A 15750-nucleotide genomic window follows, 5' to 3' on the forward strand; every position below is an offset into this window, starting at 1 on the left:
ACGTGCGCGCCATTCGCGGGATATTGGCGTGTCGGATCGAGGGCGATATCAAGGAGATGGCATCGGCCTTGTCGACGACAAGGGCCGGGTAGCCATCCCTTCCGCCCTTCGGACGATCTTGTCGGCAAATGCCCCCAAGGCGAACGGCAAGGACGGCGGAACCATCATCATCGGCGCACACCAGAAGAATCGCTGCCTGGTCGCCTATGATCCGGGTTATGTCGCGCTGCTCGCCGAAAAGCTCGACCGTCGCGAGGCCGAGAATACCCGTGAAGACGGCGAATATGATTACAACATCAAGCGTCGCGCGGCGTCGGGCGAGGCCGTGCCGTTCGATGGCTCGGGGCGCTTCATCATGCCCGCCTTCCCGCGCTTCTATGCCGGGATCAAGGGCCACGCGTTCTTCTACGGCGTCCTAGACTATATCGAGATCTGGGACCCGGCGGCGCTGGTCGCGACCGACGACATGCCCCCCGTCGTCAAGGAAATGGCGCGCTTCTACATGGCCGAAAAGGGGATTTCGCTGTGAGCGACACGATCCCCGCCGCCCCGCACATTCCGGTCCTGCTCGACGAGGTGATCGCCGCGCTGGCCCCCGCGCCCGGCGAGACGATCGTCGACGGGACGTTCGGCGCGGGCGGCTATACGCGGGCGCTGCTGTCGCGTGGCGCCTGCGTCATCGCCTTCGACCGTGACCCCGACGCGATCGCGGCGGGTCAGGACTGGGCCGATGGCGAGGAGCGGCTGACGCTGGTTGCCGCCGACTTTTCCGCGATGGTCGCCGAACTCGAGGTACGCGACGCGTTGCCCGTCGACGGCATCACGCTCGACATCGGCGTTTCGTCGATGCAGCTCGACCAGGCCGAGCGCGGCTTTTCGTTTCAGTCGGACGGACCGCTCGACATGCGGATGGCGCAGGCGGGCATGACCGCCGCCGATTTCGTCAACGAGGCCGATGAGGACGAGATCGCCGACGTCCTCTATCATTTTGGCGACGAGCCCAAGTCGCGTCGCGTCGCGCGGGCGATCGTTGCCGCACGACCGATGACGCGTACCGGCGAGCTCGCGCATGTCGTCCGTCGCGCGCTGGGGTATAAGGCGCACGACAAGAAGGACCCCGCGACGCGCGCGTTCCAGGCGATCCGAATCCATATCAACCGCGAACTCGGCGAGCTCGCCGATGGCCTGCTGGCGGCGGAGCGTGCGCTCAAGCCCGGCGGACGGCTCGCCATCGTGACCTTCCACAGTCTGGAGGATCGCATGGTGAAGCGGTTCCTGCGCACGCGGTCGGGCAGTGCGCCTTCAGGTTCCCGTCATCTTCCACAGGCAAAAACCGTGGTAGAACCGAGTTTTACCGATGTCGGCCGCCCCGTGCGCGCCGGCGAGGACGAGCTGGCGCGCAATCCGCGCGCGCGCTCTGCGACTTTACGAACGGCGCGGCGGACCTCCGCGCAACCTTGGACGGAAGAGGTGACGACATGACGGCGGCGTATCGGTTGAAGGGTGTGGGCTGGTTCGGTGGCTGCGTTGCCGTCGTGCTCGGCTTTTACCTCGTTTCGCTGCAGGTGGCCGCCGAGCGCAAGAAGCTTGAGACCGTCAACGGCCAGATCCGGTCGGCCGAGCGCGATATCCGCGCGCTTGAGACCGAATTCGACACGCGTGCGAACCTCGCGCAGCTCGAGCGCTGGAACGGCGATACGCTGGCGCTGTCCGCGCCGACCGCCGGGCAGTTCGTCGCAAGCGAGTCGGCCCTCGCCAGCCTCGACGTGAATCAGATCGGCGGGCCCGCGGGCGCCGCCGTCCAGACCGCGCAGCTGCTCGTGCCGTCGCTGCCGGTTGCTGCCGCCGCCGCGGCACCGCAGGCGGTCGACGTCGCCGTGCAGGCCGTCGCTGCCGCAGCGCCGCTCAAGCCCGTCACCGTCCGCGCCACCGTCCAGACCGCCCGTGCCACCGACACGGCGATCGTCCGCGCGGCCGCCCCCGAGCGCCTCGCCGCGGTTGCCAAGGTCCGTCCGCAGGCAGTCGCAATGCTCGACCGCAAGCTGCTGTCCGACAACACGCTGGGTTCGATCCTGAGCGGCGCGCGGGCCGAGGCAGGGCGTCTGCGTTGACCACCCTCGTCGCCCGGCCGGTTTCCGAGCGGCGTACCGCAACGCAGCGCCACGCGCTGGTCGCGACCGCGCACACGCGCCTGATGATGTTGATGTTCCTGTTCGGGGCCGCGGTGCTGGTCGTGATCGGCCGGCTCGGCGTGCTCGCGATCCAGTCGTCGCTGAGCGATCCCGGTGCACGCGCCGCGGCGATCGCGGCGCGCGGCGATATCGTCGACCGTAACGGCGCGCCGCTGGCCAGGACGATCGACGCATGGACGATCGCGGTTCATCCCAAGAAAATGATCGGCGATCCGACCGAGATCGCCGCGCGGCTGGCGGCGCTGATGCCCGATCGCGGCAACCAGGCCTTCTTCTACGGTCTGCTGACCAAGGATGTGAATTTCAGCTACCTGCAACGCCGCGCGTCGCCTGCGCTGGTCGAGCAGGTCAACGCGATCGGCGAACCCGCGATCGTGTTCGCGCGCGAGACGCAGCGCCTGTATCCGCAATCGACCATGGCGGCGCATGCGCTGGGGTTCCTGTCGACCGACGGCCACGGCATGTCGGGGATGGAGCGCGTCCTCGACGAGCGGCTGACCAACCCCGCGCTGAACGGCGCGCCGGTCGCGCTGTCGATCGACACGCGCGTCCAGGCGGCGATGGAAAGCGAACTCGCGCGTGCGGTCGCGTCGTTCCAGGCCAAGAGCGCGGCGGGCATCGTCCTCGACGTCGACACCGGCGAAGTGATCGCGATGACGTCGATGCCGGTCTTCAACCCCAACCGGGTCGGCATGGCGGGCACCGAGCAACTGCGCAACATGGCTACGCAGAGCGTGTACGAGCTGGGGTCGGTGTTCAAGCCGATCGCGATGGCGGCGGCGATCGATTCGGGCACCGTCACCTCGATGGCGCGGCGCTTCGACGCGACCGTCCCGCTGCGCGTCGGCGGCTACACGATCCACGACGATCCGGGCGATGAAGAAAAGCGCTGGCTGAACATCCCCGAGACGCTGATCTATTCGTCGAACATTGCGACCGCGCGGATCGCCGACCAGATCGGTGCGGCCGGAATGCAGAACATGTTCCGCAAGCTCGGCTTCGACACCAAGCCCGATATCGAACTGCGCGAGAAGGGCCGGCCGATCTGGCCGACCTTCTGGGCGCGCACCACATTGATGACGTCGGCCTATGGCCACGGGATCGCGGTGACCCCGCTGCACCTCGCCAACGCCTATGCGACGTTGGTGAATGGCGGGATCTGGCGACCGACGACGCTGCTGAAGATCGATCCGGCGCATATCCCCGCCGGGCGACGCGTGATCAGCACGACGACGAGCGCGCGGATGCGGCAGCTGCTGCGCCTGGTCGTGCAATATGGCACGGGCCGCAAGGGCGAGGCGCCCGGCTACCGCGTTGGCGGCAAGACCGGTACGGCCGAGATCGCGCAGGCGGGTGGCTATAACAAGCACACCAACGTCTCGACCTTTGCCGCCGCGTTTCCGATGGACGCGCCGCGCTACGTCGTTGTGGTTACCCTTGATTCCGCCAAGGGTAACAAGGAATCCTATGGCTTCACCACCGCGGCCTGGACCGCGGCGCCGGTGGTATCGCGCGTGATCAGCCGGACCGGATCGATGCTCGGCGTCATTCCGGACGCGAACCGCGACATTGACGAAAGCGACTTGTTGCCGCTGTTGTGGCATGCGCCGGGCACGCCGGCCTTTGGCGCAAAGCCGACGTCCGGTGCGGAATGAGGGGCGATACATGAGGATCGGTGCATGAAACTGGCAACGCTGATCGGTAAGGGCCCCGTCAGCGATGGCGGGGCATCAGTGCACGGATCTGCAACGCGCGAGGCGTATGACGGCAACGTCACGGGCTTCGCGATCGACCATCGCAAGGTCGCACCGGGGACGATCTTCGGGGCATTCGAGGGCGCGCGCGTCAATGGCGAGGATTATATCGCCGACGCGATCCGCGCAGGGGCGATCGGCATCGTCGCGCGGCCGGGCCTCGCGGTCGAGGGTGCAGCGTACATCGCCGACGAGACCCCGCGCGAACGGTTCGCGCAGCTCGCGGCGACGTTCTTCGCTCCCTTTCCTGCGACAACGGTCGCGATCACGGGCACCAACGGCAAGACGAGCTGTGTCGAGATGACCCGCCAATTGTGGCGGATGGCCGGCCATCACGCCGCGTCGATCGGGACGCTGGGCGTCACGACCGCCGACGAACGCGTCACCACGGGCCTCACGACGCCAGACGTCGTCACCTTCCTGTCGAACGTCGCCGGGCTCGAGCGCGAAGGCGTGACGCATCTCGCCTTCGAGGCGTCGAGCCACGGGCTGACCCAGTATCGCACCGAGGGACTGCCCGTATCGGCGGCCGCCTTCACCAATCTCAGCCGTGATCATCTCGATTATCACGGCGACATGGCGGCCTATTTCACCGCCAAGATCCGCCTGTTTTCTGAAGTACTCGGCCCGGATGGGGCGGCGGTGGTGTGGGCCGATGATCCGCAGGCGGCGCGCGTCATCGACCTCGCGCGGGAGCGGGGCAATCGGCTCGTGACCGTCGGCACGCGCGGCGATACGCTGCGACTGGTCGATCGCGATCCGACATTGCTGGGGCAGGGGCTGACGATTGAGGCGGGGGGCCAGACCTACCGCGTGACGCTGCCGCTGATCGGCGGATATCAGGCAGCGAACGCGCTGGTGTCGGCCGGGCTGGTGATCGCGACCGGGGGCGATATCGCGACGACCATCGCCAATCTGGCGCGATTGCAGCCCGTACGCGGGCGGCTCGAGCGTGCGGTTATCGCGCGCTCGGGTGCGCCGGTCTATGTTGATTATGCGCATACCCCCGACGCGCTGGAGGCGGCGATCGCCGCGCTCAAGCCGCATGCGGGCGGCCGGCTGATCGTCGTGTTCGGCGCGGGCGGCGACCGCGATACCGGCAAGCGCGAGACGATGGGGCAGGTCGCGATGCATTACGCCGACCGCGTGATCGTCACCGACGACAATCCGCGCACCGAGGATCCCGCCGCGATCCGCCGCGACGTGCTGAAGGGCGCGCCCGGCGCGATCGAGATCGGCGACCGGCGCGCGGCGATCCAGGCGGCGATCGACGAGGCGGGCAGCGACGACATCGTGCTGATCGCGGGCAAGGGCCACGAACAGGGCCAGATCGTCGGCGACATGGTGTTGCCGTTCGACGATGTCGGCGTCGCACGCGAGTGTGCGGCATGAACAATGCGGTGCCCCTGTGGACGTCTGCCGAGATCGCTGCCGCGACCGGCGGGGTGGCATCGGCCGAGTTTGCCGTGACGGGCGTGGCATTCGATTCGCGCGAGGTCGGTCCGGGCGACCTGTTCGTCGCGATGAAGGGCGAGGCGAGCGACGGCCATCTGTATCTCGACCAGGCGTTCGCGCAGGGCGCCGCGGGGGCGATCGTCTCCGAACCCTGCGCGCATCCGCATGTGCTGGTCGCCGACAGCTTCACCGCGTTGCAGATGCTCGGGCGCGCAAGCCGGGTGCGCAGCGGCGCGACGATCATCGGCGTCACCGGATCGGTCGGCAAGACAAGCGCGAAGGAAGCGCTGTTCGCGGCGCTCGATCGCGGCGCACCGGGGGCGGTGCATCGTTCGGTCAAGAGCTACAACAACCATACCGGCGTCCCGCTGAGCCTCGCGCGGATGCCGCGCGACGCGCGTTTCGGCGTGTTCGAGATGGGGATGAACCATGCGGGTGAGCTGGCCGCGCTGACGCAGATCGTCCGTCCGCATATCGCCGTGGTGACCGCGATCGCGCCGGCGCATACCGAATTCTTCCGCGACGAAAGCGCGATCGCCGATGCCAAGGGCGAGATCTTCGCCGGGCTCGAGCCGGACGGCGTCGCGATCATCCCCTTCGACAGCCCGCATCGCGACCGGCTGACCGCGGCGGCGACGCCGCATGCGGCGCGGATCGTGACCTTCGGAATCGCGAAGGGTGCCGATGTCCGCGCGATCGAGACGGTCCGGCTGGCGACCGGCGCGACGTTCGTGACGGTCCAGCAGGACGGCCACGAGCTGAGCTTCACGATGGCGCAGCCGGGAATGCACTGGGTTTCGAACGCGCTGGCGGTGATCGCGTGCGTCGAGGCGGCGGGCGCGGATCTCGGGCTGGCGGGACTGGCGCTCGCCGAACTCGGCGGGCTGCAGGGACGCGGTGCGCGGTTCATGACGACGCTGGCGGACGGGCAGGCGCTCGTGATCGACGAAAGCTATAATGCAAACCCCGCGTCGATGCGTGCGACGCTGGCCGTGCTGGCCAAGGAGCTGGGGCGGCACATCGCCGTGCTCGGCGAGATGCGCGAGCTGGGCGATGGCTCGGCCGACTATCATGCCGGGCTCGCCGAGCCGATCCTCGCGGCAAACGTCGAAATGGCGCTGCTGGTCGGTGAAGCGATGGCGCCGCTTGCGCAAGCGCTTGAGGGTAAAGTCGAAACCGTCCATGTGGGCGACGCTGCGGCCGCGCTGACGTCGTTACGGACGATCCTGGCGCCGGGCGATGCGGTTCTCATCAAGGGATCGAACGGTGTAGGGCTCGCGCGGGTCGTGACGAGTCTCGGGGGCGGGAAGACGTAAATGCTGTACTGGATCGCCGCACATCTGGGTTTCCCGGGGATATTGAACCTGCTCCGCTATCAGTCGACGCGGACGGGCGGGGCGGTCGCGACTGCGCTGATCATCGGCCTGATCATCGGGCCGCGCTTCATCGGCTGGCTGCGCGTGCGTCAGGGCAAGGGGCAGCCGATCCGCGCCGACGGCCCGCAGACGCATCTCGCCAAGCGCGGCACGCCGACGATGGGCGGGCTGATGATCCTGACCAGCATGACGCTGGCGATCCTGCTCTGGATGGACCTGAGCAACCCCTATGTCTGGTCGTGTCTGTTCGTGACACTGGGGTTCGGCACGATCGGGTTCATGGATGATTACGACAAGGTGCGGAAGGCGAGCACCGCGGGCATTTCGGGCCGCACGCGGCTGTTGCTCGAATTCGCGATCGCCGGGATCGCCGCGACGATCATCATGTCGCAGAACGGGCCGCATCTCTACCTGCCGTTCACGTCGCGCATGTATATCGATCTCGGCTGGTTCTTCCCCGTCTTCGCCGCCTTCACCATCGTCTCGTTCGGCAACGCCGTGAACCTGACCGACGGGCTCGACGGGCTGGCGACGATGCCGGTGATCATCGCGAGCGTCGCGTTCATGGTGATCGTCTATCTCGCGGGCAATGTGAAGTTCGCCGACTATCTCGGCATCCCGCACGTTCCCGGCGCAGGCGAACTCGCCATTTTCTGCGGCGCGGTCGTCGGCGGCGGTCTGGCGTTCCTGTGGTTCAACGCGCCGCCCGCGGCGGTGTTCATGGGCGACACCGGCAGCCTCGCGCTCGGTGGCGCGCTCGGCACCATCGCCGTCGTCGCGCATCACGAGATCGTGCTCGGGATCATCGGCGGGCTGTTCGTCGCCGAGGCGATGAGCGTGATCATCCAGGTGTTTTTCTACAAGCGGACCGGCAAGCGGGTGTTCCGGATGGCGCCGATCCACCATCATTTCGAACAGCTCGGCTGGAGCGAGCCGACCGTCGTGATCCGCTTCTGGATCATCGCACTGGTCCTGGCGCTGGTCGGCCTGTCGACGTTGAAGCTGCGGTGATCGTCGCTGAGGCCTGGCGCGGAAAACGCTTTGCGGTGCTGGGGCTGGCGCGGTCGGGTGCGGCGACGGTGCAGGCGCTGGTGGCGGGCGGCGCGAGCGTGGTCGCGTGGGACTCCGACGAAACGAAGCGCGAGGCTCTCGCCGAGAGCATTCAAGACCTGTCGGTCACCCTCGATGACGTGGATCTCCAGTTTGATCCGTTGGACGACCTAGCGGCGTTCGACGCGCTCGTCGTTTCGCCGGGGGTGCCGCTCAACACGCATCCGCTTGCCGCTGCCGCGCATGCGGCGGGCGTTCCTGTCATCGGCGACATCGAACTGTTCGCACAGGCGCGGGGCGACCTGCCGTCGCACAAGGTCGTCGGGATCACGGGCACGAACGGCAAGTCGACCACGACCGCGCTCGTGCATCATATCCTGCGGACCGCGGGCGTGCCGACGCTGATGGGGGGCAATATCGGGCTGCCGATTCTGGGGCAGGATCCGTTGCCCGAGGGCGGCGTCTATGTGCTCGAACTGTCGAGCTATCAGATCGACCTGACTCAGACGCTCGACTGCGACGTCGCGGTGCTGCTCAACATTACCCCCGACCATCTCGATCGCTATGACGGCTTTGCCGGCTATGCGGCGTCGAAGGCACGGCTGTTCGCGATGCAGACGGCGCCGCATCTCGCGATCGTCGACCACGGCGCAGAGGCGGAGCATCGTCTTCTGGGTGATGCGCCCGCTGACCTTCCGGTCGAGTTCATCGACCATATCGACATCGGCGACCAGGCCGGCTGGCCGTCGCTCCAGGGGCCGCACAACGCGCTGAACGCGCGTGCCGCCGTGGGGGTCGCGCGCGCGCTCGGTGTGAGCGAGGTCGATATCGATCGCGGGCTGGTCAGCTTTACCGGCCTGCCGCACCGCATGCAGCAGATCGCCTCCTATGACGGCGTCGCCTATGTCGACGACAGCAAGGCGACCAATCCGGAGAGCGCAGCGCCCGCGCTGGCCGCGTTCGAGCGGGTCCATTGGATCGTCGGCGGGCGCGCCAAGGGGGATGACCTCGATGCGTGCAGGCCCGGCTTCGGCCATGTCGTTCACGCCTATACGATCGGCGAGGCCGGGCCGCGGTTCGCCGAGATCCTGGCCGGGTCGATGCCGGTCGACGATGTCGGCACGCTCGACGCGGCCGTCCGCAGCGCGGCGGCCAATGCCCGGCCCGGCGACACGATCCTGCTGTCCCCCGCCTGTGCGAGCTTCGACCAGTTCGCCGATTACGAAGCGCGCGGCGCGGCCTTCCGCGCGGCGGTCGAGTCGCTGGCATGAGCGATATGCGGACACCGATGATAAGCGCAGGGCAGAAGACCGGGATCGTCGCGAAGATGAAGCGGCGCGGCGGGCGTGGCGATCAGTCGCCGCTCGGCACGTGGTTCTGGGATATCGACCGGATGCTGCTGTTGCTGACGTTGTTCCTGATCGCGATCGGGCTGATCGCGGTGGCCGCGGCGTCGCCCGCGACCGCGGTGCGCTATTCGGGCGAGCATCACAAACTGACGCCGCTCTATTATTTCTGGCGTCAGCTGATGTGGGTCGGCGTCTCGATGCCGGTGCTGTTCGGGGTGTCGATGATGCCCGTCGCGATGGCGCGGCGCATGGCGCTGACCGCGGCGGCGGTGCTGCTGCTGATCCTGGCGGTGACGCCATTCGTCGGATCCGAGGTCAACGGTGCGCGCCGCTGGATCGGCTATGGCTTTGCCCAATTCCAGCCGTCCGAGTTTCTGAAGCCGGTCTTCATCGTTACCGTCGCCTGGCTCCTGTCGCTGCGCGCGAAGGATCCCGAACTGCCGACCGTGCTGATCACGGGCGGGCTGACCGGCACGATCGCGGTGATGCTGATGCTGCAGCCCGATTTCGGCCAGACGATCATCTACTGCACCGTGTGGATGGCGTTGTTGATGATCGCGGGAACGCCGATGCGCGTGATGGCGGGGCTGGTCGGCTGCGTGCCGGTCGGGCTGGTGGCCGCCTATATGTTCTACGGCACGGCGCGGTCGCGGATCGACGCGTTCCTGTTCCCGGGAATCGAAGGCGAGGGCGCATCGGATCATTTCCAGACCAATGCGGCCCACAACACGCTGACCGCGGGCGGCTGGACCGGCACGGGGCCCGGCGGCGGCATCGCCAAGTTCGGGCTGCCCGAGGCGCATACCGATTACATCTTCTCGGTGATCGGCGAGGAATTCGGGCTGATCGCCTGTTCGGTGATCGCAGTGATCTTCCTTGCGATCGTCGTGCGCGTGTTCGTCAAGCTGCTGGACGAACAGGATGAATTCAAGCTGCTGGCCTCGGCGGGGCTGGCGACGCAGTTCGGCGCACAGGCACTGGTCAGCATGGCGGTGAACACCGGGCTCGCACCGTCCAAAGGCATGACGCTGCCGTTCATCAGCTATGGCGGGTCGTCGATGATCGCCTTGTCGGTCGGCATGGGGTTGCTGCTGGCGTTTACCCGGCGCAATCCGTTTCTCACGCGGAGCCCCTATGTCGTCCGCTGGAGTGGTGAATGACTGTGAATCAACGTCCCCGGCATTTCGTGCTCGCGGCAGGCGGGACCGGCGGTCACATGGTGCCGGCGGCGGCGCTTGCCGCTGAGCTGACGAGGCGTGGCCACCGCGTCGCGCTGGTCAGCGACGAGCGCGGCGTGCGCTTCCCTGGATTGTTCGAGGGAATCCAGACGCATGTCCTTCCCGCCGGGCGCTTCACCGGCGGACCGCTGGGCTGGGCCAAGGCGACGCGATCGATGTGGCGGGGGCGGATGATGGCGCGCGAACTCTATCGCACGTTCAAGCCGGCGGCGGTGATCGGCTTTGGCGGCTATCCCGCGCTGCCCGCGCTACTGGCGGCGTTCGCGAATCGGATCCCAACCGCGGTGCACGAGCAGAACGCGGTGCTGGGGCGGGTGAACCGGCTCGTGGCGCGCCGCGTCGACGCGATCGCAACCTCGTCCGAACCGACCGAACGGCTCGCGTCCGGGCTCCTCGCCAAGACGCATCTCGTCGGCAATCCGGTGCGCGAGGCGGTACTCGCGCTACGCGCCAGGCCCTATCCGCTGCTCGAGGAGGATGGCATCTTCCGCGTGCTCGTGACCGGTGGCAGCCAGGGCGCAAGCATCCTGTCTCAGGTCGTCCCGGATGGGCTGGCGATGCTGCCGGTGACGTTCCGGCGCCGTCTGCAGGTCACGCATCAGGCGCGGATCGAGGATATCGACGCGGTGCGCGCGCAATATGCCGAGCATCACATCCCGGCCGAGCTCGCCACCTATCTGCCCGACATGCCCGAACAGCTCGCCTGGGCGCATCTGGTGATCGCGCGCGCGGGCGCATCGACGATCGCGGAGCTGACCGCGGCGGGGCGGCCGGCGATCCTGGTGCCGCTGCCGGGCGCGACCGACGATCACCAGACGGTCAACGCCCGCGAGATCACCCGCGCCGGCGGCGCACGGACGATCCGGCAGGGCGACTTCACCGCGGTCGAACTCGCCAAGCAGATGCAGAAGCTCGGGCTCGACCCCGCCGCGCTGCAGAACGCCGCGGGACGCGCGCGCAGCTGCGGCAGGCCCAATGCGGCAAGCGATCTGGCCGATCTGGTCGAAAGCCTCGATGCGCCGGTGTCGCGACTGCCGGTCGGGCGCCCATCCAAGCCAAAGGTACAATTTGCATGAAGGGTGTAGCGACCGATATCGGCACGATCCATTTCGTCGGCATCGGCGGGATCGGCATGTCGGGCATCGCCGAGGTGATGAAGAATCTCGGCTACCGCGTGCAGGGCTCTGACGTGGCCGAGGGCTATGTCGTGCAGGGCCTGCGCGACAAGGGCATTCCGGTCGCGATCGGCCATGCCGCGGAGAATATTGGTGACGCGGCAGTCGTGGTCGTCTCGACCGCAATCGTTCGGTCGAACCCCGAGGTCGAGGCGGCGCTCAATGCGCGCGTGCCCGTGGTACGGCGTGCGGAGATGCTCGCCGAACTGATGCGGCTGAAGTCGACCGTCGCGGTTGCCGGCACGCACGGCAAGACGACGACGACGTCGATGGTGGCGGCGTTGCTCGATGCCGGCGGCGTGGATCCGACCGTCATCAATGGTGGGATCATCAACAGCTACGGCTCGAACGCGCGACTGGGTGCGAGCGACTGGATGGTGGTCGAGGCGGACGAGAGCGACGGCAGCTTCCTGCGGCTCGACGGGACGATCGCGGTCGTCACCAACATCGATCCCGAGCATCTCGATCATTACGGATCGTTCGACGCGGTAAAGGATGCGTTCGTCGAGTTCGTCGAGAACGTGCCCTTTTACGGCGCGGCGTTGCTGTGCCTTGATCATCCCGAGGTGCAGGGGATCCTGCCGCGCGTGCGCGACCGGCGGATCGTGACCTATGGCTTCTCGGCGCAGGCGGACGTCCGCGGGGTCGAGGTGACGCCGATCCCGGGCGGCAACCGCTTCGACTGCGTGGTGCGGACGCGCGACGGCGCGACGCGGACGATTGCGGGAATCGAGATGCCGATGCCCGGGCGGCACAACGTCCAGAACGCGCTGGCCGCGATCGGCGTCGCGCTCGAGCTGGGGATCGAGGATGCGACGATCCAGCAGGGCTTTGCCAAGTTCGGCGGCGTGAAGCGGCGCTTTACCAAGGTGGGCGAGGTTCCGGTCGAGGGTGGCGGTGTCGCGATCATCGACGATTACGGACATCATCCGGTCGAGATCCGCGCGGTGCTGGCCGCCGCGCGCGAGGGGGCGAAGGGGCGGGTGATCGCGGTCGTGCAGCCGCATCGCTATTCACGGCTCGGCAATCTGATGGAGGATTTCCAGACCGCGTTCAACGACGCGGACCGGGTGCTGGTGACGCCGGTCTATGCGGCGGGCGAGACGCCGGTCGAGGGCGTCGACGCGGCGGCTCTGGTCGAGGGGCTGAAGCGGCGCGGCCACCGGTTTGCGGGCGTGGTCGCGGATGCGAATGCACTGGCGGCCGAGCTGGCGGCGACGATCGAGGCGGATGACATGGTCGTCTGCCTCGGCGCGGGCGACATCACGAAATGGGCGGCCGGGCTGGCCGATGCGATCGCGGTCGAGCGTTCGAAGGTGCCGGCGTGAACGCTGCGACACCTTGCGTCCCCGCGAATGCGGCGACCCAGACTGGGTTCCCGCCTTCGCGGGAGACCATCAGGGGGAGCGTCGAGGCCGGTGGGTCACTTGCGGACTTCATCTGGTTTCGTACCGGCGGGCCTGCCGAATGGCTTGTGCGGCCGGCAGATGTCGAGGATCTGGCCGGGTTGTTGAAGACCCTCGATCCGTCGACGCCGGTCCTGCCGGTGGGCGTCGGTTCCAACCTGATCGTCCGCGACGGGGGTGTGCCGGGGGTCGTGGTGCGGCTGCCCAAGGCAATGGCGAAGGTGTCGGTTGAGGACGGTCGCGTTCGCGCAGGGGCGGGGGCTATGGGGATTACCGTCGCCAGCGCGGCACGCGATGCGGGGATCGCCGGGCTTGAGTTTCTGCGCGGGATCCCGGGGACGGTGGGCGGCGCGGTGCGGATGAACGCGGGTGCCTATGGGCGCGACGTCAGCGATATCCTGATCGAGGCGACCGTCGTCACGCGCGACGGCGCGGTCGAGACATGGCCCGCGGCGCGGTTCGGTTATGTGTACCGGCATTCGGACCTGCCCGCGGGCGCGGTCGTGGTCGAGGCGGTGTTTTCGGGCACGCCCGGCGAACCGGCTGTCATCGGGGCTGAGATGGACCGGATCGCCGCGGAGCGCGAGGCGTCGCAGCCGTTGCGGTCGCGCACCGGCGGATCGACGTTCAAGAATCCCGAGGGGCACAAGGCCTGGGCGCTGATCGACGCGGCCGGGTGCCGAGGGCTGACGCGCGGCGACGCGCAGGTCAGCGAGAAGCATTGCAATTTCCTGCTGAACCTCGGGTCCGCGTCGAGCGCGGAGATCGAGGCGCTGGGCGAAGAGGTACGGACCAAGGTGAAGGCGCATTCTGGAGTGACGTTGGAATGGGAAATCCAGCGGGTCGGGGTGGCGAAATGAGCGGCGCTCTTCACATCGCCGTGCTGATGGGCGGCTGGTCGGCGGAGCGTGAGGTCTCGCTGCTGTCGGGCAATGGCTGCGCCGATGCGCTCGAATCGCTCGGTCACCGCGTCACGCGGATCGACATGGGACGCGACGTCGCCGCCCGGCTCGCGGAAGCCAGGCCCGATCTCGTGTTCAACGCGCTGCACGGGACGCCCGGCGAAGATGGCTCGGTGCAGGGGCTGCTCGACCTGATGGGGCTCCGCTACACGCATTCGGGTCTTGCGACCTCGGTGATCGCGATTGACAAGGTGCTGACCAAGCTGCTGCTCGTCCCGGCGGGTGTGCCGATGCCGGGTGGGCGGATCGTCCGCTCGGTCGACCTGTTCGAGGGGGATCCGATGGCACGCCCCTATGTGCTCAAGCCCGTCAACGAGGGGTCGTCGGTCGGCGTGGCGATCGTCACCGACAGCGGCAATTACGGCAATCCGATCGCGCGCGACGCGGTCGGGCCATGGATCGACTTCGACGAGCTGCTCGCCGAGCCGTATATCCGCGGGCGTGAGCTGACGACCGCGGTGCTCGGCGGTCGCGCGCTCGGCGTCACCGAACTCAAGCCCAAGAGCGGCTGGTATGATTACGACGCGAAATATACCGACGGGATGACCGAGCATGTCTGCCCGGCGGACATTCCCGACGAGATCGCCGACGCGTGCAAGAGCCTCGCGCTCGAGGCGCACCGGCTGCTCGGCTGCAACGGCGCATCGCGCTCCGACTTCCGCTGGGACGACGAGCGCGGCGTCGACGGGCTGTTCCTGCTCGAGGTCAACACGCAGCCGGGCATGACCCCGCTCAGCCTCGTGCCTGAACAGGCGCGGCACATCGGCATGAGCTATGCCGAGCTCGTCCAGGCGATCGTCGACGAGGCGCTGTCGGATCACCCGCTGGCGCCGGGCGGGGCGCCATGAGCCGGACAATCAAGCGCGGCCCGCCACCCAAGCGGCCCGCCCCGCGGCGCAAGGTCGCGGTCAAGAAGGTGTCCGTGCTCGACCGGCTGGTCGGGATGCTCCCGGTCAGCGAGGAGACGCTGAAGAAGATCGCGACCTGGTCGATCCTCGGCGCGGGCGGCGCGGTGGTGATCGCGGCGGCGACCTGGATCGGCATCCCCGGCATGATCGGCGGCGCGATGGCCGAAGGCGCCGGGCGCGCGGGGTTCAAGGTCGACCAGATCGAGGTCACCGGCCTGAAGCGGATGGACCGCATGTCGGTCTATGCGGTCGCGCTCGATCAGCAGAGCCGCGCGATGCCGCTCGTCGATCTCGAGGCGGTGCGCCAGAAATTGCTGCGCTATGGCTGGATCGCGGACGCGCATGTGTCGCGGCGGCTGCCCGACACGTTGCTGGTCGACATCGTCGAGCGGACGCCCGCGGCGGTGTGGCAGGACAATGGCAATCTGACGCTGATCGATGCGTCGGGCGTGCTGCTCGAACCGGTGCAGCCCGATGCGATCCCGAACCTGCCGCTGGTGATTGGGCCCGGCGCGGACCGGCAGGAAGCGTCCTACCAGGCGCTGCTCGCCGCCGCCCCCGCGCTCAAGCCGCGCGTGAAGGCGGCGACCTGGGTCGGCAACCGGCGCTGGGACCTGACCTTCGAGAGCGGCGAGACGCTAGCATTGCCCGAGGACGGGGCGCCGCGGGCGCTGGTGAAGTTTGCCGAGCTCGATGGCGCACGGCCGCTGCTCGGCCGTGGCTGGATCCGCTTCGACATGCGCGACCCGACCAAGCTGGTCGCGCGCAAGCCGGGTGCGAGCCTGGCGCACAACGTCGACGTGCCCGCGCCGGTATCCAGCGAGCCACAGACGACTATACCGTCGCAGACGGCGGACGCGAACGTAACGGGCGGGGAGGGATGAC

14 protein-coding genes are annotated in these 15750 nt (G+C 68.0%); all 14 read left to right on the forward strand.

All coding sequences use genetic code 11. The annotated features are described in order from the left end of the window. Positions 1–118: 118 nt before the first annotated feature. Genes IFT71_RS06580 through IFT71_RS06645 form a run of 14 tightly spaced genes read left to right on the forward strand, consistent with a single transcriptional unit; the run spans position 119 to position 15749 of the window. Positions 119–529 carry an MraZ C-terminal domain-containing protein gene (locus IFT71_RS06580; RefSeq protein WP_320481608.1) on the forward strand — a complete coding sequence of 137 codons (411 nt, stop codon included), beginning with the start codon at positions 119–121 and terminating at the stop codon, positions 527–529. Next, positions 526–1482, forward strand: a complete 957-nt coding sequence (gene rsmH / locus IFT71_RS06585; protein ID WP_342212609.1) for a 16S rRNA (cytosine(1402)-N(4))-methyltransferase RsmH — start codon at positions 526–528, stop codon at positions 1480–1482. Before IFT71_RS06580 ends, rsmH begins: the two co-directional genes overlap by 4 nt. After that, positions 1479–2111: a hypothetical protein gene (locus IFT71_RS06590; RefSeq protein WP_056405388.1), complete on the forward strand. Its 633-nt coding sequence runs from the start codon at positions 1479–1481 to the stop codon at positions 2109–2111. The genes rsmH and IFT71_RS06590 overlap by 4 nt, the downstream gene beginning before the upstream one ends. Then, positions 2108–3847, forward strand: a complete 1740-nt coding sequence (locus IFT71_RS06595) for a peptidoglycan D,D-transpeptidase FtsI family protein (RefSeq protein WP_192139801.1) — start codon at positions 2108–2110, stop codon at positions 3845–3847. Before IFT71_RS06590 ends, IFT71_RS06595 begins: the two co-directional genes overlap by 4 nt. A 24-nt stretch (positions 3848–3871) precedes the next feature. After that, positions 3872–5338: a UDP-N-acetylmuramoyl-L-alanyl-D-glutamate--2,6-diaminopimelate ligase gene (locus IFT71_RS06600; protein ID WP_192139803.1), complete on the forward strand. Its 1467-nt coding sequence runs from the start codon at positions 3872–3874 to the stop codon at positions 5336–5338. Next, positions 5335–6717 (forward strand): UDP-N-acetylmuramoyl-tripeptide--D-alanyl-D-alanine ligase, encoded by a 1383-nt coding sequence (locus tag IFT71_RS06605; RefSeq protein ID WP_192139805.1) that lies wholly within the window; start codon positions 5335–5337, stop codon positions 6715–6717. The genes IFT71_RS06600 and IFT71_RS06605 overlap by 4 nt, the downstream gene beginning before the upstream one ends. Beyond that, entirely contained in the window at positions 6718–7788 is a 1071-nt protein-coding gene (gene mraY, locus IFT71_RS06610; RefSeq protein ID WP_031395401.1) for a phospho-N-acetylmuramoyl-pentapeptide-transferase, read from the forward strand. Further along, on the forward strand, positions 7785–9098 hold the full coding sequence (gene murD / locus IFT71_RS06615) for a UDP-N-acetylmuramoyl-L-alanine--D-glutamate ligase (RefSeq protein WP_192139807.1): 1314 nt from the start codon (positions 7785–7787) through the stop codon (positions 9096–9098). The genes mraY and murD overlap by 4 nt, the downstream gene beginning before the upstream one ends. 5 nt (positions 9099–9103) lie before the next feature. Further along, on the forward strand, positions 9104–10336 hold the full coding sequence (locus IFT71_RS06620; RefSeq protein ID WP_244654829.1) for an FtsW/RodA/SpoVE family cell cycle protein: 1233 nt from the start codon (positions 9104–9106) through the stop codon (positions 10334–10336). Next, positions 10333–11490: an undecaprenyldiphospho-muramoylpentapeptide beta-N-acetylglucosaminyltransferase gene (gene murG / locus IFT71_RS06625; protein ID WP_031395403.1), complete on the forward strand. Its 1158-nt coding sequence runs from the start codon at positions 10333–10335 to the stop codon at positions 11488–11490. Before IFT71_RS06620 ends, murG begins: the two co-directional genes overlap by 4 nt. Next, entirely contained in the window at positions 11487–12917 is a 1431-nt protein-coding gene (gene murC, locus IFT71_RS06630) for a UDP-N-acetylmuramate--L-alanine ligase (RefSeq protein WP_037528407.1), read from the forward strand. The genes murG and murC overlap by 4 nt, the downstream gene beginning before the upstream one ends. Then, entirely contained in the window at positions 12860–13855 is a 996-nt protein-coding gene (gene murB / locus IFT71_RS06635; RefSeq protein WP_107932272.1) for a UDP-N-acetylmuramate dehydrogenase, read from the forward strand. The genes murC and murB overlap by 58 nt, the downstream gene beginning before the upstream one ends. Then, entirely contained in the window at positions 13852–14805 is a 954-nt protein-coding gene (locus tag IFT71_RS06640; protein ID WP_159511654.1) for a D-alanine--D-alanine ligase, read from the forward strand. The genes murB and IFT71_RS06640 overlap by 4 nt, the downstream gene beginning before the upstream one ends. After that, positions 14802–15749: a cell division protein FtsQ/DivIB gene (locus IFT71_RS06645; RefSeq protein ID WP_192139809.1), complete on the forward strand. Its 948-nt coding sequence runs from the start codon at positions 14802–14804 to the stop codon at positions 15747–15749. Before IFT71_RS06640 ends, IFT71_RS06645 begins: the two co-directional genes overlap by 4 nt. Position 15750 lies beyond the last annotated feature (1 nt).

Source organism: Sphingomonas sp. CFBP 13733, assembly GCF_014841795.1.
GTDB lineage: Bacteria > Pseudomonadota > Alphaproteobacteria > Sphingomonadales > Sphingomonadaceae > Sphingomonas > Sphingomonas aerolata.

Bases quoted from the DNA above. Each gene is read 5' to 3' on its own strand.
- IFT71_RS06645 (WP_192139809.1), top strand. From the start codon at position 14,802: ATGAGCCGGACAATCAAGCGCGGCCCGCCACCCAAGCGGCCCGCCCCG.
- murB (WP_107932272.1), top strand. From the start codon at position 12,860: ATGGGCGGCCGGGCTGGCCGATGCGATCGCGGTCGAGCGTTCGAAGGT.
- IFT71_RS06620 (WP_244654829.1), top strand. From the start codon at position 9,104: ATGCGGACACCGATGATAAGCGCAGGGCAGAAGACCGGGATCGTCGCG.
- IFT71_RS06640 (WP_159511654.1), top strand. From the start codon at position 13,852: ATGAGCGGCGCTCTTCACATCGCCGTGCTGATGGGCGGCTGGTCGGCG.
- murG (WP_031395403.1), top strand. From the start codon at position 10,333: ATGACTGTGAATCAACGTCCCCGGCATTTCGTGCTCGCGGCAGGCGGG.
- IFT71_RS06605 (WP_192139805.1), top strand. From the start codon at position 5,335: ATGAACAATGCGGTGCCCCTGTGGACGTCTGCCGAGATCGCTGCCGCG.
- murC (WP_037528407.1), top strand. From the start codon at position 11,487: ATGAAGGGTGTAGCGACCGATATCGGCACGATCCATTTCGTCGGCATC.
- IFT71_RS06600 (WP_192139803.1), top strand. From the start codon at position 3,872: ATGAAACTGGCAACGCTGATCGGTAAGGGCCCCGTCAGCGATGGCGGG.
- mraY (WP_031395401.1), top strand. From the start codon at position 6,718: ATGCTGTACTGGATCGCCGCACATCTGGGTTTCCCGGGGATATTGAAC.
- IFT71_RS06590 (WP_056405388.1), top strand. From the start codon at position 1,479: ATGACGGCGGCGTATCGGTTGAAGGGTGTGGGCTGGTTCGGTGGCTGC.